The 19,909-nt window shown below is 50.1% G+C and carries 17 protein-coding genes; 9 read left to right on the top strand and 8 right to left on the bottom strand.

Annotated features, from left to right (window positions below):
- The first annotated feature begins 15 nt into the window (after positions 1-15).
- The 3 genes from C0068_RS18185 (at position 16) to C0068_RS18175 (ending at position 2,629) form a co-directional block, all read left to right on the top strand.
- The gene (locus C0068_RS18185) at positions 16-1,194 is read left to right on the top strand and encodes a thiolase family protein (protein ID WP_103685896.1); all 1,179 of its coding nucleotides are present in this window, start codon (positions 16-18) and stop codon (positions 1,192-1,194) included.
- Positions 1,195-1,334: 140 nt separating this feature from the next.
- Complete coding sequence (locus C0068_RS18180) at positions 1,335-2,168, top strand: CvfB family protein (protein ID WP_103685895.1); 834 nt, start codon at positions 1,335-1,337, stop codon at positions 2,166-2,168.
- A 44-nt stretch (positions 2,169-2,212) separates the two neighbouring features.
- Complete coding sequence (locus C0068_RS18175) at positions 2,213-2,629, top strand: pyridoxamine 5'-phosphate oxidase family protein (protein ID WP_103685894.1); 417 nt, start codon at positions 2,213-2,215, stop codon at positions 2,627-2,629.
- 29 nt (positions 2,630-2,658) lie between these two features.
- On the opposite strand, the gene C0068_RS18170 is transcribed toward C0068_RS18175, so the two are convergent.
- Together C0068_RS18170 and C0068_RS18165 are read right to left on the bottom strand one after the other, a co-directional pair.
- Positions 2,659-5,775, bottom strand: coding sequence for an efflux RND transporter permease subunit (locus tag C0068_RS18170; RefSeq protein WP_103685893.1), 3,117 nt, complete (start codon positions 5,773-5,775; stop codon positions 2,659-2,661).
- Positions 5,772-6,998: an efflux RND transporter periplasmic adaptor subunit gene (locus C0068_RS18165; protein WP_103685892.1), complete on the bottom strand. Its 1,227-nt coding sequence runs from the start codon at positions 6,996-6,998 to the stop codon at positions 5,772-5,774. The genes C0068_RS18170 and C0068_RS18165 overlap by 4 nt, the downstream gene beginning before the upstream one ends.
- 118 nt (positions 6,999-7,116) lie before the next feature.
- On the opposite strand from C0068_RS18165, the gene C0068_RS18160 reads away from it, so the two are divergent.
- Positions 7,117-7,746 (top strand): TetR family transcriptional regulator, encoded by a 630-nt coding sequence (locus C0068_RS18160; protein WP_103685891.1) that lies wholly within the window; start codon positions 7,117-7,119, stop codon positions 7,744-7,746.
- 11 nt (positions 7,747-7,757) lie between these two features.
- On the opposite strand, the gene C0068_RS18155 is transcribed toward C0068_RS18160, so the two are convergent.
- Entirely contained in the window at positions 7,758-10,136 is a 2,379-nt protein-coding gene (locus C0068_RS18155; protein ID WP_103685890.1) for a CHASE domain-containing protein, read from the bottom strand.
- 341 nt (positions 10,137-10,477) lie between these two features.
- Between C0068_RS18155 and C0068_RS18150 the strand changes: the two genes are divergently transcribed.
- Genes C0068_RS18150 through C0068_RS18140 form a run of 3 tightly spaced genes read left to right on the top strand, consistent with a single transcriptional unit; the run spans position 10,478 to position 13,275 of the window.
- Entirely contained in the window at positions 10,478-11,611 is a 1,134-nt protein-coding gene (locus C0068_RS18150; RefSeq protein ID WP_103685889.1) for an NAD(P) transhydrogenase subunit alpha, read from the top strand.
- Between the two features lie 9 nt (positions 11,612-11,620).
- Positions 11,621-11,908 carry an NAD(P) transhydrogenase subunit alpha part 2 gene (locus C0068_RS18145; protein WP_103685888.1) on the top strand — a complete coding sequence of 96 codons (288 nt, stop codon included), beginning with the start codon at positions 11,621-11,623 and terminating at the stop codon, positions 11,906-11,908.
- Positions 11,908-13,275, top strand: a complete 1,368-nt coding sequence (locus tag C0068_RS18140) for an NAD(P)(+) transhydrogenase (Re/Si-specific) subunit beta (RefSeq protein ID WP_103685887.1) — start codon at positions 11,908-11,910, stop codon at positions 13,273-13,275. Before C0068_RS18145 ends, C0068_RS18140 begins: the two co-directional genes overlap by 1 nt.
- 64 nt (positions 13,276-13,339) lie before the next feature.
- On the opposite strand, the gene C0068_RS18135 is transcribed toward C0068_RS18140, so the two are convergent.
- Both C0068_RS18135 and C0068_RS18130 read right to left on the bottom strand, forming a co-directional pair.
- Positions 13,340-13,723, bottom strand: a complete 384-nt coding sequence (locus C0068_RS18135; protein WP_233208861.1) for a MarR family winged helix-turn-helix transcriptional regulator — start codon at positions 13,721-13,723, stop codon at positions 13,340-13,342.
- 80 nt (positions 13,724-13,803) lie between these two features.
- Positions 13,804-14,286 (bottom strand): glutathione peroxidase, encoded by a 483-nt coding sequence (locus C0068_RS18130; RefSeq protein ID WP_103685886.1) that lies wholly within the window; start codon positions 14,284-14,286, stop codon positions 13,804-13,806.
- Positions 14,287-14,468: 182 nt separating this feature from the next.
- Between C0068_RS18130 and fliK the strand changes: the two genes are divergently transcribed.
- On the top strand, positions 14,469-15,788 hold the full coding sequence (fliK, locus tag C0068_RS18125) for a flagellar hook-length control protein FliK (RefSeq protein ID WP_103685885.1): 1,320 nt from the start codon (positions 14,469-14,471) through the stop codon (positions 15,786-15,788).
- Positions 15,785-16,057 (top strand): EscU/YscU/HrcU family type III secretion system export apparatus switch protein, encoded by a 273-nt coding sequence (locus C0068_RS18120; RefSeq protein ID WP_103685884.1) that lies wholly within the window; start codon positions 15,785-15,787, stop codon positions 16,055-16,057. Before fliK ends, C0068_RS18120 begins: the two co-directional genes overlap by 4 nt.
- A gap of 13 nt (positions 16,058-16,070) precedes the next feature.
- Here the strand turns inward: C0068_RS18120 and C0068_RS18115 are convergent, their stop codons facing one another.
- Genes C0068_RS18115 through C0068_RS18105 form a run of 3 tightly spaced genes read right to left on the bottom strand, consistent with a single transcriptional unit; the run spans position 16,071 to position 19,605 of the window.
- A complete protein-coding gene (locus C0068_RS18115; RefSeq protein ID WP_103685883.1) occupies positions 16,071-16,868 on the bottom strand; it encodes an energy transducer TonB in 798 nt (265 codons plus the stop codon).
- A 25-nt stretch (positions 16,869-16,893) separates the two neighbouring features.
- Positions 16,894-17,853: a response regulator gene (locus C0068_RS18110; RefSeq protein WP_103685882.1), complete on the bottom strand. Its 960-nt coding sequence runs from the start codon at positions 17,851-17,853 to the stop codon at positions 16,894-16,896.
- A 3-nt stretch (positions 17,854-17,856) separates the two neighbouring features.
- On the bottom strand, positions 17,857-19,605 hold the full coding sequence (locus C0068_RS18105; protein WP_158250025.1) for an ATP-binding protein: 1,749 nt from the start codon (positions 19,603-19,605) through the stop codon (positions 17,857-17,859).
- Positions 19,606-19,909 lie beyond the last annotated feature (304 nt).

Below are 19,909 nucleotides of genomic sequence, written 5' to 3'. Positions count from 1 at the left end.
CAGGGAAATTATCCTATGTCTGACTCCGTATATATTGTCTCCGGTGCCCGCACTCCTATGGGCGGTATGCTCGGTTCACTTAGCTCACTCACAGCGGTAGAACTTGGCACCACCGCCATTACAGAAGCCGTTAAGCGTGCCAATATCGACGCAGGTAAAATCGACGACGTCATCATGGGCTGCGTATTACCTGCGGGCTTAAAGCAAGGCCCAGCTCGCCAGGCCGCTATCGCAGCGGGCATTCCAAAATCTACCGGCGCCGTTACCGTCAACAAGCTCTGCGGCTCTGGCATGCAAACCACCATATACGCCCACGACCAAATTAAAGCGGGTAGCTGCGACATCGTTGTTGCCGGTGGTATGGAAAGCATGACCAATGCACCGCACATTGTCTTAAATGCCCGCAAAGGTGTTGGCACCGGCGCCAAAGGCTTCGAAGATCATATGTTCTTTGACGGCCTACAAGATGCCTATAGCGGCCGCATGATGGGTAGCTTCGCTCAGCAAACTGCTGACGACAGCAACTTTACCCGAGAGCAAATGGACGCTTATGCCATTGAGTCTCTTAAACGTGCCTGCGCTGCCATCAATAACGGCTCACTAAAAGCAGAGACGGCAGCTGTTACCGTAAGCTCTCGCAGCGGCGAAACAATTGTCACCGACGACGAACAACCTCTCAAAGCCTCTCTAGAAAAAATCCCTACGCTGCGCCCCGCCTTTGCTAAAGACGGCACTATCACCGCAGCAAACGCTAGCTCCATCTCTGATGGCGCATCGGCGATGGTGTTAATGAGTGAGAAGGCCCTCAAAGAAACTGGCTCAACGCCAATGGCACGTATTGTTGCCCACAGCCGTCAATCCTTAGAACCAGAATTGTTTACCACCGCCCCCGTTGGTGCAGTACAAAAGCTGCTCGCCAAAACTGGCTGGAACAAAGACGATGTGGATCTTTGGGAAATTAACGAAGCCTTTGCAATGGTAACGATGCTAGCGATTCGCGACCTTGAACTAGACCACGCCAAAGTCAATGTTCACGGCGGTGCCTGCGCCCAGGGTCACCCCGTTGGCTCAACCGGCTCACGTATCATCATCAGCCTGATGTACGCCCTGAAGCAGTACGGCAAAAAGCGCGGAATCGCAACGCTGTGCATTGGCGGTGGCGAAGCCCTAGCGGTAGCGATTGAGCTGGTCTAATTAGTTATATTCTGCGCGGCTAGTGTTTTCTCTAGCCGCGCCTACCTTCCCGTCTAATCTGCTCTCTATTTTCACTCGCAACACCACGCGCTAGCGTATAATCCTATTTTCATTATTTATCTTTGCGTGAGGACTACCCCATGACCGCGATCGGTCGCATTAGCCGCTTTAAAATTACCCGTCACACCCAAGCGGGATATTATTTAGACGGTGGCAAACTGGGGGATATTTTCTTAAGCCGCAAGAACGCACCCGAAAACTGTGAGCTAGGCGATGAATTAGACGTCTTTGTTCACCACCATAGCGACGGCAGCTTAATCGCAACAAGCACAAAACCACTTGGGCAGCTCGGCGATGTGATCTCCCTCAGGGTGTCGCAGGTGAATGATACCGGCGCTTTTCTAGACTGGGGCCTAGAAAAAGAACTACTACTACCCTATGCAGAACACGTGGGTGAGGTCATTGCCGGCAAAAATGTATTGGTTAAAATATACCTCGATAAAAGCTACCGCATTGTCTCGTCGATGAAGCTCGATGAATTCATTGAAGATACTGCACCACACCTAAAACGCGGCCAATCCTTCACCGTTACCGTTGGCAATAAAACCGAGCTTGGCTATAAGGCGGTAATAGAAAACCAATACTGGGGATTACTATACGATAGCGACCTAGTACGCCCATTGCGTCGCGGCGAAACCTTAACCGCCTACGTAAAAAAAGTTCGCGATGACGGTCGTATCGATTTAAGCATGCAACCCGTTGTTACAGTAAACAACACCGACATCGCCAGCAAAATTATCGCTCAACTAGAGGCCAACAACGGCTTTTTAGACGTGGGAGACAAAAGCCCGCCAGAGAGAATTTACGCTCAATTTGGCGTTAGTAAAAAAATTTTTAAACAAGCCATTGGTCGTCTTTATAAACAAGGACGTATAAGCATTGAAAACGGCGGAATCAAATTAATCGACAACTAATATTTCCGCCTTAATGAAACACAATCAGCGCGAGACCACAGCTAATGGATGCACTGGCATTTCTAAGAGAACAACGCAGCCCAATGCGATTGGCGGTAATAGATCAAGACGGTTTCCCAATTGTGTGCTCACTTTGGTATATCCTCGACGGTGAGGACATACTTTGCGCGAGCCATGCTTCAGCAAAAATAATCCGCGTTTTAAAAGACAATCCCCACTGCGCCTTCGACGTCTCCGTCAATGATTCGCCCTATCGTGGCGTTAGAGGTAAAGCCCTAGCCACACTCACAAAAGACCGCGAAGGACTCGTGCTGGCAAAGCTAATAAATCGCTTTATTGGTGATTCGCAACCCAGCCTTAAGGCATGGTTGCTAAGCCGCAGCGCGGACGAATACGTCATTAGGTTGACGCCTAAGACACTGTCTAGCTGGGATTATGGCCAACGCATGCAGGGCAACTAAGCTGCCCCGCCCCACCGCTTCCTCCCATATCATCTACCGCGCTTAGCTTTCTCACCAAGTGTCGCGAGCAAAACATAAAACAGCGGTACGAACACCGTTGCTAAAAATGTTGCCAATAGCATGCCTCCGATAACACCGGTACCGAGTGAAATACGGCTCGCAGCCCCCGCGCCGCTCGACATGGCCAGCGGCAAACAACCCAAAGTAAAGGCCAGCGAAGTCATGACAATAGGGCGAAAACGCAGTCTGATTGCCTCCACTGCCGAATCGGCAATCGACATTCCCTGCCGCTGCTTTTGCATTGCAAACTCAACAATTAATATCGCGTTCTTACTGGCCAAGCCAATCAAGCACACTAGGCCTATTTGGAAATAAATATCATTTTCCAGACCCCGCATCCATGTCGCCATGATGGCGCCCAACAATGCAAAAGGCACAGCTAAAATAACCGCAGCGGGAATTATCCAGCGCTCGTACTGAGCTGCCAGAATCAAAAACACCATCAACACCGCTAATACAAAAGCTTGGCTACCGGAGCCACTAGATGCTTTTTCTTGGTATGAGCTGCCCACCCACCCTAAATCAAAATCAGGGCTCAGTGCTTCGGCGGCAACGCGCTCTAAGGCCGCTATTGCATCACCAGAACTATAACCTTCAGCCGGATTACCCAATACCTTTGCAGCGGGAAAGCCGTTAAAACGACTAACCGTATCAGGCCCAACAATGCGTTCGACCTGCAACAGCGAACGCAGTGGCACCAAGCTGCCTGAGTCAGCTCGAACAAAGACTTTTCCCAAATCATCCGGCGAAGTTCTAAAGTCCTCTTCTGACTGCAGATTTACCTGAAAACTACGGCCGTATAAGGTGAAATCATTGACGTATAAACTACCGAAGGTCGCCTGCATTGTGCTGAATACATCTGCCACCGGAACACCCAAACTCAGGGCTTTCTCGCGATCTAAAGTCAGTCGATATTGCGGTGTATTAATATCGAAGGTGGTATTTACACCGCTCAGTTCTGGCTGCTTATTCGCCAAGGCTAGAAACGCATGCAGCTGTTTATCCATTTCAATAAAATCACTGCTACCGCGATTCTGCACAAAAAATTCAAAGCCACCCGTACTACTCAAACCAATAATCGGCGGCGGGTTAAAGGCAAACATTTGCCCGTCTAAAAGATCACTACCTAGCATAGGAAGGCTATGCGCCAATTCCGCAGAACTCTGCTTTACTTCTAGCCGCTCATCCCAGTCTTTGAGCATAATAAATGACACGCCGGCATTGCTCTTTTGCGCAGACGCTAGCAAATCAAACCCAGAAAATGTCATTAAATTGCGCACTTCTTCCTGCTCAAGAATGCGCTCATTCATTACCTCCGTCACCGCCATTGTGCGCGACAGTGACGCAGCTGGTGGTGTTTTATAGGCCATGATGACGTAGCCTTGGTCTTCACTGGGCACCAAGCTACCAGGAACAATACTGAACAAATACCACAGCCCCAGCATTAATCCAGCAAATGCACCGAGACCAATAAGCCAATGCTCGATGATCTTTTTGGTCACGACAACATAGCCATTGCGAAGCACGCCAAACCAGCGATTAAATCCGCCGAGGAAACCCGTTTCACGTGGCGCGTGAACCTTGCTTTTTAACAGCATTGAACACAGTGCCGGCGTTAATGTTAAGGCCACAATCCCCGATAAAATAACGGACACTGAAATTGCGACCGCAAACTGCCGGTACATTTCACCAGTTAAACCATCCATAAAAATAACGGGTAAAAACACGGCACAGAGCACCAACACAATCGCGACCAAAGGCCCAGAGACCTCTTCCATAGCGCGCTTTACAGCCGTGTCGGCGTCAACGTGCTGCTCTTCCATTATTCGCTCGACGTTTTCGATCACAATAATCGCGTCGTCAACGACAATACCGATAGCGAGAATCAAACCGAATAAGGTCAACAAATTAATAGAAAAACCAACAATATAAAGCCCAGCGAAAGTACCAATGATCGACACTGGAATAGCCAGCAGGGGAATAATCGTTGCCCGCACGTTTTGCAAGAAAATAAACATGACAAGTACTACGAGTACCAGCGCTTCGAAGAAGGTAACAATCACCTCTTTAATCGAATGCTCAACAAACACCGTGGTATCAAATGCCAAACTTAAGTTCACACCCTGTGGCAATTTTGCGCGCACGCGCTCTAATACTTCCTGCGCTTGTTTTGCGGTTTCAATGGCGTTTGCACCAGGCTGTAAATACATTGCCACTGGCACGGCAGCTTGACCGTTAAATGAGCCTTGGAAGGCGTAATCCTTCGCACCCAATTCAACCCTAGCAACATCACCCAAACGCAAGGTGGCCCCTGAGTTGTCAGTCCGTAAAATAATATTTTCAAATTCCGCCACTGTGGCTAAACGGCCCTGGGTTGTCACCGTATAGGTGAATGGCGCGTCGTGAACCAGAGGTTCTGCGGCAAATTTACCCGCGGCAAAATTTGCGTTTTGTTCCCGCACTGCCTGCGCCACATCCGCAGGTGTTAGAGCAAACTCCGCAAGGCGGTCTGGTTGCAACCAAATCCGCATCGAATAATCTTTGGCACCTAATAGACTAGCATCACCAATGCCGGGTAAACGTCGCAATTCGTCGACAATATTCAGCAGCGCATAATTACTCAAATATATGGCGTCGTATTGTGGAAAATCCGAGGTCAGTGCATAAATCATAAGAATGCTGGTGGAGCGTTTGCTCACTTGAATACCCAAGCGCTTTACCGCCTCTGGCAAACGATTTTCAGCCACTGCGACACGGTTACTCACATTAATTGCCGCTTGGTCCGGATCCGTTCCAGTGGCAAATACAACATTGATACTTACTGTCCCCGCAGCAGAGGCCTGCGTAGACATATACAACATGCCATCAACGCCGTTAATTTGCTGCTCCAAGGGTGCAGCCACGGTCTCAGCAATGGTCTCTGCATTTGCACCAGGGTAGCTTGCTGAAACAACGATTTCTGGCGGCAAAAACTCAGGGTATAAAGCGATCGGCAAACGCCCCATCGCGGTAGCACCACCAAGTAAAATTAGGAGTGATATAACAATTGATAAAACCGGACGATCAATAAAAAAACGTGCGCTCACTCCCCGTCACCCTCCACTGCAGTGATATCTGCCTGCGCCGATTCACCCTCGGCAGGCCCTATTGATTCAGGCTCACTTGGTGTTGAATCATTTGCACCCTCCAGTTCGCGCGGATCGAGAATCGCACCGGGTTGAACTCTAGACACACCATCCACAATAATTAGGTCGCCAGCATCTACACCCGACTCAATAATCACACCCTCGTCAGCATCCATACCCAAGGTAACGTCTACCATTTCCGCTTTATTGTCTTTACCAACTCTGTAAACGTAAGTGCCCTGTGCCCCCTGCAGTACGGCTCGAGCAGGTAACACAATCGAATTCAGACTCATCAAGCCATGCAATTTAACCCGCAAAAACTGGCCTGGTAATAGCGCGTTATCTGGATTAGGAATAATGGCACGTAATTGCACCGTTCCCGTTCGGCGATCAATGGCGCTTTCAGTGAAATTCACCTGGCCAAAATAAGGATATGGCTCACCTTGACCGACAATAATTTCTACCTCCCGCTTTCCTTCAAACGCAGCCTCACCACGATCAATCATACGTCGAATACCCAGCACTAATTTGTCTGGGAGCGACACATTGACCCATAAAGGGTCTAGCTGGGTAATTGTCGTTAATAAGCTATTATTTGGGCCGACCAAACTGCCTTCGGACACGGCCTCTCGGCTAGTAATGCCAGCGATTGGCGCCTTCACCTGAGTGTAATCAAGATTAATTTTTGCCGCCTGCACCTCAGCTTCAGCGAGTTTTACTGCTGCCTTGGCAAAATCTAAATCAGACTCAGTATCGTCGCGCTCACGGCGACTAATGGCGTTGGTTTTAATTAGCTCCTGTGCGCGCTGCCAGCGGCGCTGAGCAGCCGACAAGGTGGCATTGGCTTGCGCCAACTGAGCTTTTACGCGATTTAAGGCTACTTCAAATGGCGCAGCATCAATCTCAAACAAGAGCTGACCGGCAGTAACGGCCTGCCCCTCAGTATAGGCGCGGCGCAACAATATACCTTCCACACGCGCGCGAACCTGCACCTCCTTTGAGCCAACTGTTCGCCCAGGGTACAAACCGCCAATTGGCACAGAATGCTCCACTGCGCGAACCACATTCACTTCAATTGGAGAATGCACCTGCTCTGCGGGAGTCTCATTACCACAAGCGATAAGAGCAAACAGAGTGAAACCAGAAAGCAGTATGAAACCAAAGCGGGACGAAAAAGATAGCACTAGCGAACGCCTCTAACTAAGCAAGATACAAACTTCACTTTACATACATGCGTGCATGTATGTAAAGTGAAGTTTCTGTAAAGTTCACCACAGCAAATAATAAGTTAGGTTAGCAATCATGAGACGATCCAAGGCCGATGCAGAAGTAACACGCGCCCGTGTTTTAGACGCAGCCGGCAAACTCTTTGCCAGCCAAGGCATCACCCGCACCAGACTTACTGATGTCGCGAGCGAAGCAGGCGTAACCCGTGGCGCGATTTATTGGCACTTCAAAGACAAAGAAGCCTTGATAGAAGCCATGATGGACAGCGTGGGCGCCCCAACCAACGCCGCATTAGAAGCACTCAGCAACACTCGAAAGCATGAAATTGTGTCGCTAAACATGTTAAAAGAAGTCATTGTCGACGCCTTTGAACGAAGCAATCAGCAGCCCGCTCTAGAGCAAATAACACGGTTTGTTTTTAGGTATTCGCTGTGTAATGAAAATGAGTCGCTCACCAATCGCATCAATAGCGACCGCAAGCTAGCCATTACTCGGCTACAGCGTTTTATCAGCAACGCTCAAAAAGCAAAACTGGTAAGAGCAGACCTTAGTGCCGAATGCCTTGCCATTCACATCCACACCCACATCATTGGCCTATTTCACCACCATCTTAGCGCCCCACCACCGAGACTGTCGGCGGAGTATGTCGCCACCTCACTAGACTTACTATTTGAAGGAATAAAAGCAAAACCGTGTGAGTCTTAAGCCTTCACCAATCAACCAAAGGCCTGCTCCTCACCAACAAATTCATTTATTGTAAGAGGTAATACAATTTCAAAAACCGCACCCTGATCTGGCTGGCTACTCACGGAAATACGCCCTTTCAATTGCCGCCTCACGGTATTGTAGACAACATGCAAGCCCAAGCCTGTGCCGCCACTGCTGCGACGAGTAGTGTAGAAAGGCTCGAATATTTTTTTCTGATCGGCCAGCGGAATACCAATCCCATCATCGCTGAATCGAATCACAACCTCGCCGGAGCGCGAACTCACACCGAGCTTAATATGCCCCTTGCGATCATTTGGAAAGGCGTGAATAAGGCTATTAGTTAATAAATTAATGACAACCTGAGCAATGCCTCCCGGCACAGTTCGAATATTAAGATCTGGCGGGCAATCGAGTATTACCTCATGCCCAGTGCGCCGGTAATTCGGCGATAAATGCATTAGCACGTCCGTTAAATATTCATGCAAATTTATTGTTCGCGTTTCCGTCGTGGCCTGATCTACCGACACCTGTTTAAAACTCATAATAAGCGCCCCAGCCCGCTGAACATTGGCCAGCACAATACGGGACGCCTCCTGCATTCGCCGCAGCGTAGCTATCTCCGCAGCCACTCCGCCACGCTCCTGCAATGCCGCATCCAGTTTACCAAGATCATCCTGAAGGGTAGATTCGGCAGTTATTGCAATACCAAGAGGAGTATTTAATTCGTGAGCAAAGCCCGCCACCAACCCCCCCAGCGACGCCATTTTTTCAGCCTCAACCAAGTGTTCCTGCGCCTCTTGGAGTTGATGCAGCATCCCCTTTAATTTTTCACCAGTCACCTCAGAACTATATTTTTGCCCCGTTAACACCAAAAATGTCATCCCCAGCAAGCCGGTAAACAGCAAGCCCGCCACCAACATTCCCCATGGCACCATCGACCGACTACCAACCAAAAACCGCTGGTCCGCCGTCAACTGAAAAAGCCACTCCGTATCAGCGAAGTGCAAAACGGCACTGTCAGAGAATAAGGACTCCTGAGCTGATGACGAGCGATCACCAAAGATAATTTCACCACCATCTCGCTCGGAAACCGAGGCCGAGATATTCGCCAAATAATCTGAGCTCAGCAATAAATTCATTAGATCGGGGATTCTGAAAACAGCAGCCACATAACCCGCCAAACCAGCCCCGCTAGTTGCGTCGCTGATAAAATGGACCGGCAGATACACAACCAAACCCAGCTGATCTTCCTGCTCTTGAACCAATCGAATCGGCCCCGTCGTCGCTGGGGAATTTCCGGCTGCAGCCCTCGCGAGAGCATTACGGACAAGATCGCTAGAACTAATGTCGTAGCCCAAAGCTGTCAAATTATCCGCCAAGGGCTCAATGTAACGAATAACATAATAGTCCTCCTTGCTGAGCTGCGGCATGGTATTTTGCTTTTCGTCACGCCCTGTAATGAGGACATGAGCACCGTGCTCGGCACTCATCTGCGCCTCCATCGTCAGTCGTTCACGGTCAGGAATATGCTGAACCCAAACAATTGCTTGAAAGCCTGTATTTCGCGCCAAAAAGCCATCGACAAATTTCTCAAACTCGATTGCCGTTACCTTATTAGAAACCTCAAACAAGGCCCTTGTTGCATACAAATTTTCTATATGCGCGTCGATAACAGTTTGTGCGCGGGTAAATATTTGCGAGGTGTAACGACTGAATTCGCTTTGCTGTCTCGATAACTCCCAGCGACTGCCGAAAACATAGAGGGTGACCGCAACCACCGACACCCCAAGCAATACCGCCGGTAAAATACGACGGCGACTACGCCAAACAGCCTCCGGTTTACCGAGATACACAAAGGTCAACACGGTAAAAATCATCACCCCTAAACCGTCGCCAACCCACCACGTTAGCCAGTTAAAGACAAAATTTTCTACGGGGAGCAGGCCCGCCATAAACAAGGTCGCAGTGCCGACACTAGCGCTTACCAAACAAGAAAGCCCACAGCCAATTAAGATAAACCGCAAAACCTCGCCTACGCTGTCGAGGGACAACTGAAACCCAATATAACGGCGTATCAAGTAGGCCCCTATCAGCGCCTGTATCGCAGCACCGACGGCGATAACAAAGGGGACGACAAAGCTCGCGAGCAATGTGAGCAGTGGCTGCCCCAAGGCCGGCACCGCATCAATATTCACCAGAAAGGAACCCAGCAAAATACCGGGCCAGACGCGATAACCCATTATCATTACTGCAGCCAAGGCAACACCGGCTGCTGGCCAAATGGCGGTAGCGTAGCCCGGTGGAATAGCAAGAAGAAGTGCGAGCTTACCTAATAATAAATAAGCTAAAGCAACAAGAAGTATCACGAAGCTACGGCGATCAGACATCACATACCGACATCAACATAAACACAGCAGTTGGATTATTTAATCGATTTTCCACTCATACCCCGCAAATTCCGCTGTCATCTGGATATACGAAAACTATTCGTAACCACGTCAGTTTAGTCCGCAAAACGCTTATGGCTCTATAAGTAGAACTGCCTAAATAACTGACAATACGGGCCACTATCATGCCAAGATATGACGCTATCATATTAATTTATAGGGAGTTTTATCTTGACCATAAACTCAGTTAATCCACACTTTTATCGCTTCTTAAGGCCATTTGTAATATCCTAGGCCGTTTTACCCAAAACCAAATTGTTAACCACAATGGATCTACAAAGATGCTCATAGGAATCCCAAAAGAACTCGCGAGCGGCGAAAACCGCGCAGCGATTATTCCGACAGATGCCAAAAAGCTAATCAGAGCCGGTGCTACGATTCAAATCGAAGCGGGCTTGGGCTTAGGCAGCGGTTTTAGCGACGAGGAATACACCGACGCTGGCGCCACTGTTATTGCTGACCGCAACGCCGTGCTGGCCAATGCCGATATTATTTTACGTATCAGCAAGCCAACATTGGACGAAATTGGACAGATGAAATCCGGCTGCATTCATATCAGCTATCTGGATCCGTTTAATGAACACAGCTTGATCAAAGCCTTCCGTGATCGCGGAGTAAGCGCGATCAGTATGGAAATGATTCCACGCTCTACTCGCTCGCAAAAGATGGACGCTCTCAGTTCACAGGCGAGCTTGGCCGGCTATGTGATGGTGCTGCTTGCCACCACCAAGCTACCCCGCATTCTGCCCATGATGATGACCCCAGCGGGCACCTTGAAGCCGTCTACCGTCTTCATCATCGGCGCCGGTGTTGCCGGTCTGCAAGCCATTGCAACCGCAAAACGCCTTGGCGCCAAGGTTGTTGCCTTTGACACCCGCTCTGTGGTTGCCGAGCAGGTTCGCTCATTAGGTGGCAAGTTCCTTGAAATCGATCTCGGCGAAACCGGTCAAACCAAAGATGGCTACGCGGTTGCCCTGACCGAAGAGCAAATGAAATTGCAGCTTGAAGGTCAGAAAAAGCAAATTGCTGAATCTGACATCGTCATCACCACCGCCCAACTGTTTGGTCGCAAGCCGCCGGTACTCGTTACCAGCGACATGATCAAGGGCATGAAGCTCGGCTCGGTTATTGTCGACATGGCAGCCGAGAGCGGCGGCAATGTTGAAGGCTCTGTCGCTGGTGAAACCGTTGTTGTCGACGGCGTGACCATTATCGGCGACGGCAACTGGTCTAACTTCGTTAGCCGCGACGCCAGCCAAATGTATTCATCCAACCTCTTCAACCTTGTTGATGAAGGCTGGAACGGCGATGACAAGAAAATGGTTATCGACATGGAAAACGATATTCTGCAGGGCTGTGTGATCACCCACGGCGGCGAGATCGTTAACGAAACCATTAAAAACCTGATTAACTAGGAGAAGATGATGGAAATTGTATTTCTCGCTTTCATCTTAATGCTGTCTATATTCTTAGGCTTTGAGCTGATCAATAAAGTCCCTGCCACACTGCACACGCCGTTAATGTCAGGTTCTAACGCTATCTCGGGTATTACCCTTGTCGGCGCCCTTACCTCAGCAGGCGCGGAGCACTCTGGCCTTGCTACTATTCTTGGCACCATCGCGGTGGCGATGGCAACCATCAATGTGATCGGCGGCTATATGGTCACCGACCGCATGCTGGCCATGTTCAAGAAGAAGGGAGGTGCTAAGTAATGGGCATCGAATTACTGGTAAATATGTCCTATGTGGCAGCGGCCGTCCTCTTTATCTTCGGTCTTAAAATGCTGGGTTCACCAGCAACTGCCCGCAAGGGTAACTTGGTGTCTGCACTGGGTATGTTTGTTGCGGTTGTGATCACCCTGCTAGATCAGAGCATAATTGATTACAAATGGATTCTGGCCGGCGTTGTGGCCGGTGGTGCTATTGGCGCCATTGTTGCCCGCCGCGTTGAAATGACCGGCATGCCAGAAATGGTCGCTCTGTTTAACGGCTTTGGCGGTGTCGCCAGTTTACTGGTTGGCTGGGCTGCGCTATATGGCTTTGAAGCCAACACCTTTGAAATGATCACTATCATTTTGTCGATCTTGATCGGCGGTGTGACCTTCTCAGGCAGTATGGTTGCCTGGGGCAAGTTAAGTGAACGCATCTCTGGCAAGCCAATGGTTTTTGGCGGTCAGCGGGTCTTTAATATCCTGCTGATTGTTGCGATTATCGCCGCATCAGCCATGTTCACCCTCTACCCAGAATCGCACCTCTATCTGTATCTGGTGATCGGCCTTGCGCTGCTGCTGGGTATCATGCTGGTTATCCCTATCGGCGGTGCCGATATGCCAGTGGTTATCTCGCTATTAAACAGCTACTCCGGTCTAGCAGCGTGTGCGGCTGGCTTGGCAATCAACAACATCATCTTGATCGTGGCGGGCGCACTGGTTGGTGCTAGCGGTATCATCCTGACCCAAATCATGTGTAAGGCGATGAACCGCTCACTGAGCAATGTCCTGTTCAGCGGCTTTAGCGCGGTATCGGCTGGCGGCGCTGCCGCTAAGATCGAAGGCGAAGCCAAAGCCATGACTGCAGAAGATGCCTACTACGTGCTTGAAGCGGCGGCTAGCGTGGTCATTGTCCCCGGCTACGGAATGGCGGTTGCACAGGCACAACACGTGGTAAAAGAACTGCAAGAGCTGCTAGAAAAGAATGGCGCTGAAGTGGTTTACGCTATTCACCCCGTAGCAGGCCGTATGCCTGGTCACATGAACGTACTGCTTGCAGAAGCAGATGTCTCTTATGACCTACTGCTGGAAATGGATGCGATCAACCCGCGCATGGAAACCTTCGACGTGGCGATCGTTATCGGCGCCAACGACGTGGTTAACCCCGCGGCACGCGAAATGGAAGGCAGCCCGATTTACGGCATGCCGGTCATCAACGTGGACATGGCGCGCAATGTATTTGTTATGAAGCGCTCGATGGCATCTGGCTTTGCGGGTATCGACAACCCACTGTTCTTTAAAGAGAACACGCGGATGTTGTTTGGTGACGCAAAAGAAATGCTGGGCAATATCATTAAGGCATTTAACTAAGCCCCGCTTAGTTAGTCGCAAAAACGGGCTCCTAGGAGCCCGTTTTTACATCCGCAAGAAAATGCTAATCTTCTTCTAGCCCCGCCTTCAACGCCGGCAATAACCGCCCCAATAGCTGCTTCAGCTGCAGTAAGTCATCCTCTTCAGCCACGACTTTATTTAACAAAGCACTGGGAATGCATTCACACTCATCTCGCAAGCTGCGCCCCGCATCCGTAAGATGCAAAACAACTACCCGCTCGTCCACCGAGTCTCGCTGCCGCGAAATAAGCCCCTGCTGCTCCAAGCGCTTCAATAACGGCGTCAGGGTATTGGTGTTGAGCAAAGTACGAGCACTCACGGTTTTCACCGCGCACGGCGCACTCTCCCACAACACCATCATCACAATATACTGAGGATAAGTTAAACCGAGGGGGCCCAACTTATCCTGATACAAACGAGTGATCATTCGTGACGCTGCGTAAAGCGGAAAACAGAGCTGGCTATCCAATTGCAGCTGCGGGGGAATTACCTCAGTCGCTACTCCACTCATGCCGCTAGCGCAGCCTCAATGTCCGCAACAATATTCTCAGGCTTAGTAGTTGGTGCAAAACGCTTAATTGCAACGCCATCTTTGCCCACCAGAAATTTTGTAAAATTCCACTTCACCGCATTGCTTAGTGTGCCCGGCGCCGCCTTTTTAAGGTAGGCAAACAATGGGTGCGCGCCCTTCCCGTTTACATCAATTTTTTCCGTAATCGGAAAACTCACGCCGTAGTTCACCAAACAGCTGCCCTCGATGGTATCGGCGTCGCCAGGCTCTTGATTGGCAAACTGGTTACAGGGCGTACCTAGTATGACCAAGCCCTTGTCCTGATACTTGTCATACAGAGCCTGCAAACCCTCATACTGAGGTGTAAGACCGCACTTACTCGCGGTGTTAACGACCAATACAACCTTACCCTTGTACGCAGATAAATCTAAAGGCTTACCCTGTAAGCTTGATATCTCAAAATCATAAAGTGTTGTCATCGTAATTCCCTAAGTGCATTTAACAGAATCCAGCAGCAAACTGGCCCAGCTACATTAAAGCAGCATTTTGAATCGCACACAACTATATCGTGCACGATATAATATATAACTAAAGCATATGTAATTTATGCCGATAGACTAAAAGAAGAGGAATAAAGCCAAGCAACAACCTTAGAGCGCTTATGGTCATAATCAACCCCAGCTTCGCGACCCAGCCTGCGGCACTGAATCGCCCCGCAGGTCCCGCGCCAGTACTCGCAATCGATCGCGTACTGAGCGCCGTTGTCGTTGGCCAACGCGCCGAACATCTCTATGAACTCGCCTCTGGCAATCTAAGGATGATGGCGGAAAGCCAAACCGCCCTGCGTCACGGAGAAAAACTACTGCTGCAAGTCACCGGCAAGGATCGTCAACAACGCCCACAACTTCTTATCCTTAAGGCAGACGCCAATTTCATTAGCAAGCAATTGCGCTCAGCACTGCCCCAACAGCAAAGCACTCCCCAGCTACTTAGTACAATAAACGCCGTTAACACACGACCAACACCGCCGAGCCTCAGCGCGCTGCTTAAGGAATTTTTAAATATATTACCCAGCAAGACACAGGTAACACAGGCAAGTGAACTACGACAGACTATCTTACAGAGTGGACTATTTTTTGAGAGCCAACTCGCCAAGGGTGAGGCACCACCTCGCGATATAAAATGCGCCCTACTGCGCTTGCATCAGCAGCTAAGCCAAGAGCTCGACCTTGAATTACCAGCCGAGAAGGTAAAACGTGGCCAAACAAGCGCCGACGAAAAACAGACTCAACTAGCCCGAGAGTACGCCCCCCCAAGCCGCTCACTATTAGCCCCCGCAAATCTTAGTACAGGCAGCAAACCCATCGTCAGCCAGAGCTATACCGAATACGCTGCAAACAAAGCTAGGCCTGAAGAATTACCCGGGCAACTAAACCCACAGGGTAGACAAACTGCAAACCTCGCCGACGGCGATTCACAGACTGAGATATTGCGGCAGCTGCTCCGTGACGTGCGCGGCTCCTTGGCTCGCCAAGAATCCCATCAGCTACAATTTTTGCAGCAAAACGACAAACAACACAGCCAATTTATGATCGAGCTACCGGTCCGTGACGACGACGGTACAGACCTTTGGCAGCTACAATTTTACAAATCCCAATACACTGAAGATAAAGCGCAAAACCAAGAACAGCCGCGCCCTGATCGAGAAAAACCCCAGCACAACTGGGTAGTAAACTTAAGCTTTGACCTTCCCGGACTCGGCCCGCTAAAAGCCCGCATTAGTCAAACACCGACGCTAAACATTCGATTCAGCACTGATAAACCCCAGACAATGGCACTAATAAACGCTCAACGCGGCGACCTCGAAGAACGCCTGTCCGCCCAGGGCATTAGCACCCCAAGTATTCAATGCAGCGCGGAGCCCATAGCAGAAGGCGCGCTATCGCTATATCCGCAAACACTACTGGACACGCAGGCATGAGCAACAAACCAGGGGAAATTGCCGTTTCTTTACATTACGACGGCTACAGTGCACCTACGGTCAGCGCCAAAGGTGAGGGAGAAATTGCGCGCCAAATACTCGAAATTGCCACTGAGCACGATATTCCGATTTACCAAAACGGCCAACTTACTGAGCTTTTATCTAGAGTGGAACTCGACAACGAAATACCAAGAGAATTGTATATTGCCGTTGCCGAAGTCATTGCATTTGCCTACCGTCTTAAAGACAAAACGCCGATGGACTGGTGATAAAAGTCCGCGCTTATCTCGTTAACTTCCATGTAAACCGCACCTGCGCCACAGAGGCGACGGGCTTGCCGTTTACCCGTTCAGGTTCAAAATCACAGCGCGACAATGCTGAAAGAGCCCGATAATCAAGACGACGTGTACCACTGGTTTCAACTACCTTGCCCTCGCTAGCATTGCCCTCAGCATCAACAACAAAGGACATTGTCACCGTGCCCTGCTGCCCAAACCGCACAGACTCCTCTGGGTATTCTGGTCGAGCACAGCTATTCCAATCAATGCTGGCCGGTACGGTGTCTATTGCTGCCACCGCGCTAGCCGCCTTATTAGCCGCTGTAGCAGGCTTGCTCTCCACAGGCTTAGCGGGCGCCTCGCGCTCCCGAATCTTAGCCAGTGCGAGTTGACGCTCTTTTTCAGCACTCAATGCCCGCGCCTCAGCAACCTCTGCCGCACGGGCGGCCGCCTCCGCCGAAGCCTGCGCCATCGCTAGGGCTTCTGACTGCTGCTGCAAGGTTGCCAACTGTGCTTGCTGACGCAAATTTTGTTCGCGCTGACTAAACTCACCATCCAAGCGACGCTGCCATTCCGCCAGCACCGCCTGCTCTTCAGACTGAAGACGCTCGTCCCCCTGAACAGATGCCACCTTCGCAATATCACTTCTGTCCGCAGAGATTGCCGGCTTGTCATCACCAGACAACAGCCAAGCCGCCAACCCAGCAGCCGCACATACACACAACAGGGCAATTGCAACCACTGACTCCGCAGACTGGGCCATACCCTGCTTACGATCCACCGCGCCTACCGCTTCATTCATTCGGCAACTCCCTCTAGTCTCGTTATCACGCAGTCAAACCAAATAAACGCCCAATGCGCTGAAATACACCCCGGCGATCCGACTCTGGTGGCGGTGGCGGCGTCGCCTCCGCTGCAATTCGCAGGGTTTGCGCTGGGTGCTTTTGTAATATTTCAAAGCGCCGCATTGCCAAATTGACACTACCCCGCAACAAACCCTCACTTACCGGCTTGCTAAGAAAACGGTAGATTTGTCCCCGATTGATGAGATCAATCCCCTGCTCCGCGTCAGATTTCCCCGTTAAGACTATCGCCACCAAGCTCGGGTGGTGTTGGCGCAAGGCACTCAGCAGGTCGGTAACAAGCTCACCGCCTACCGCAATTTCCGTGATAATGACGCCAATCTTATGGCGCTCTAATAAATCCAAGCCCTCATCTAAATTAGCTGCGGTATACACTGCGCGCTCACGCCCCAAAACACGCTGCAAGGTCGTACGCGTCGCCTCGTCATCATCCAAAATTAAAGTGCCGACATCATCAACACCTGGAACGTGAACACGGGCCGTTAAATCCTCTTCCGGCGCCGCCGCCTCACTGACAAAATCCACCGCGGAAGCCTTTACCGCCGCCGCAATCGTTGAACGCAAATCAACATTAGACCAAGGTTTATTAATAAAGCGGAAAATCTCCCCATCGTTTATTGCAGAGAGTATGGCGCTCAAATCTGAATAACCGGTCAGTAGCACCCGAATAGCGCGGGGGCGCAAGTCCTTAGCCTTGCGCAACACTTCCACCCCCGTCATTTCAGGCATGCGCTGGTCGCTCACCACAACATCGACATCACCTTGACGAAGAATTTCGAGCGCAGCCTCACCGGAGCCCGCCGTCACCACATCGTAATCTCGTCTGAAAAGTGCTTTCAGCGCGATTAAAATTCGCGGTTCGTCATCGACAAATAAAATTCGTGCGCGAGGCTCTTCAGAGGGACTTCCTACGTTCGTTTCCATACTTTACGCATCTCCAGTCAAAACCACATCTTGCTCTAAGAAACTATCTGACGCTTTATTAACACCAGCCACGGGCAATCGAATAAAGAACTCAGTACCCTTACCCAATTCCGATTCAACACGGATGCTGCCACCGTGGTCCTCTATAATTCGGAACACAATAGACAAACCAAGCCCCGTCCCCTTTCCTACCGGTTTGGTAGTGAAAAACGGTTCAAAAATATGGGCGCGGGTTTCCTCGTCCATACCACTGCCGGTATCGCTAATAGCAACCTCAACATCATTTTCATGAAGGCTGGTGCGAATACATATTTGTCCCTTGCCATCCATCGCTTGGGCAGCATTGGTTATCAAATTAAGGAATACTTGATTCAACTGCGATGGCGCACAGTTGATCTGAGGTAGCTCAGCAAACATGCGCGTAACGTTTACGCCGTCTTTAAGCTGGCTATTACAAATTTTAAGCGCAGTTTCTATGCCTTCGTTTATGTCAAAAAGCTGGGATTGAGAGCGATCTACGCGGCTAAAATCCTTGAGACTCATGACCAACTCGGCAATCTGCGTTAAACCGTACTCGGTGTCAGCCAATAGCATGTCAAACTCCGCTATGCTCTCCGCATCTACGGTGCCGTCCATCGCCTGCATAGACTCTCGAACAATTTCGACATTGCTGGAGGCATAGCCAAGGGGCGTGTTAATTTCATGTGCCACACCCGCAACCATTTGCCCGAGTGAGGCCATTTTCTCTGATTGAATTAACTGTCCCTGCTGCATTTTCAAGTCATCTAAGGCTTTACTAAGAGCCTGGGTGCGCTTATCGACGATTTGTTCCAAATTCACGTTCGCATCTTGTAGCTCATTATTCAGGCTATCTAATGCCGAGAAACTAGAGCGCAAACGCACCGCAATAACTCCAAAGGCCAGTAGCAACGCTACCGCGTACACCGCCAATGTTTGCCGGTAATTTCGCGCGGTTGTCTGCAAACCGTGGTAGTGATTTTCGTAAGAATTACGCAAATCATATAGAGCAGCCCCAGTAGGCAAGCTATCAAACTTTGCAACAAATACCTGAAGCTGGTCTGCAGATTCGCGCAGAGCATCGACTGTAGCGAGTAAATGCCGGAGCGCCCCCACCTCCGCATCGTTATCCAGCTGCTCCTCAGCGGCGACAAGATTTCGCCCTAGCTCGTCGATATATGAACCGTTTGTGGCTTCAGATTGAATTCCATACGCCGTCGCCTCTCGCAAAATCGCCATTACATTTTCACGCAATTCTTCCGAGGCATTTACAGAAGGGGCATTCAAAAGTGAGATACCAGCAACACGCAAGACCGAAAAATGCTGGGATAAACGAGCTAACTTTGCAGAATAGTCATTCAATACACGGAGCTTTGCAGAAGCTTGGGTATTATATTGCTGGAGCGAAGAGTCAATTTCAGGAGACAGGCCAGCCAAACTCGCTTGGCCGCTGCTTAGCGCGCTCTGAGCGACGGTGAAGCGATCTCGAGCCAACTCCAACTGCTGCGCCCCAGAATCAAGTGATAGGCGCCCACGGGCGATTTGAAGATTGAGTTCGGCATCAGCCTTGGCCGCCGTCTCAAGTTGCTCCAAACGTATGACATGGAGGCCCGTTTCCAATGGATTTCGTAGCGTTTTCCATAGCAAAAACGAGATCAAACTCAAGGCCAGCAGCACAGCAAGCAATGCAATAAATCGCTGAATTGAAAAGCCCCGCGAAACACGGAGAGACACACCCACTCGAACCATAGAAGTCTTCTTATTATTTTATGTGCTACGCTACCGCTTTCCTTCCCCAGCAACAACACGCTCAGTTATTGCAAAGCAATTCAGACGGCAAGCAACAAATCGAAGCAAACACCCAAAACGTCTTTTTATATTTTTAAAGCAGATGAAGAATAAAAGCTGCCAAGCAAAATGTCTAGCATTTAACAAAAACGAAATATCGCAATATTATTGATATAACAGTCACTTAGCCAAAAAACTTAATCGCCTGCTGCGTATACAGTAAAACCGGCTAGCGTCTCATCACAAGTAG

It is taken from the genome of Zhongshania marina, assembly GCF_002915595.1.
Lineage (GTDB): Bacteria > Pseudomonadota > Gammaproteobacteria > Pseudomonadales > Spongiibacteraceae > Spongiibacter > Spongiibacter marinus_B.
Note: the sequence above shows the minus strand (reverse complement) of the source record. Positions and strands in the feature narration are given on the sequence as shown.

Coding starts and splice junctions, on each gene's coding strand:
- C0068_RS18185 (WP_103685896.1), top strand. CDS start 16: ATGTCTGACTCCGTATATATTGTCTCCGGTGCCCGCACTCCTATGGGC.
- C0068_RS18180 (WP_103685895.1), top strand. CDS start 1,335: ATGACCGCGATCGGTCGCATTAGCCGCTTTAAAATTACCCGTCACACC.
- C0068_RS18175 (WP_103685894.1), top strand. CDS start 2,213: ATGGATGCACTGGCATTTCTAAGAGAACAACGCAGCCCAATGCGATTG.
- C0068_RS18160 (WP_103685891.1), top strand. CDS start 7,117: ATGAGACGATCCAAGGCCGATGCAGAAGTAACACGCGCCCGTGTTTTA.
- C0068_RS18155 (WP_103685890.1), bottom strand. CDS start 10,136: ATGTCTGATCGCCGTAGCTTCGTGATACTTCTTGTTGCTTTAGCTTAT.
- C0068_RS18150 (WP_103685889.1), top strand. CDS start 10,478: ATGCTCATAGGAATCCCAAAAGAACTCGCGAGCGGCGAAAACCGCGCA.
- C0068_RS18145 (WP_103685888.1), top strand. CDS start 11,621: ATGGAAATTGTATTTCTCGCTTTCATCTTAATGCTGTCTATATTCTTA.
- C0068_RS18140 (WP_103685887.1), top strand. CDS start 11,908: ATGGGCATCGAATTACTGGTAAATATGTCCTATGTGGCAGCGGCCGTC.
- C0068_RS18135 (WP_233208861.1), bottom strand. CDS start 13,723: ATGATCACTCGTTTGTATCAGGATAAGTTGGGCCCCCTCGGTTTAACT.
- C0068_RS18130 (WP_103685886.1), bottom strand. CDS start 14,286: ATGACAACACTTTATGATTTTGAGATATCAAGCTTACAGGGTAAGCCT.
- fliK (WP_103685885.1), top strand. CDS start 14,469: ATGGTCATAATCAACCCCAGCTTCGCGACCCAGCCTGCGGCACTGAAT.
- C0068_RS18120 (WP_103685884.1), top strand. CDS start 15,785: ATGAGCAACAAACCAGGGGAAATTGCCGTTTCTTTACATTACGACGGC.
- C0068_RS18115 (WP_103685883.1), bottom strand. CDS start 16,868: ATGAATGAAGCGGTAGGCGCGGTGGATCGTAAGCAGGGTATGGCCCAG.
- C0068_RS18110 (WP_103685882.1), bottom strand. CDS start 17,853: ATGGAAACGAACGTAGGAAGTCCCTCTGAAGAGCCTCGCGCACGAATT.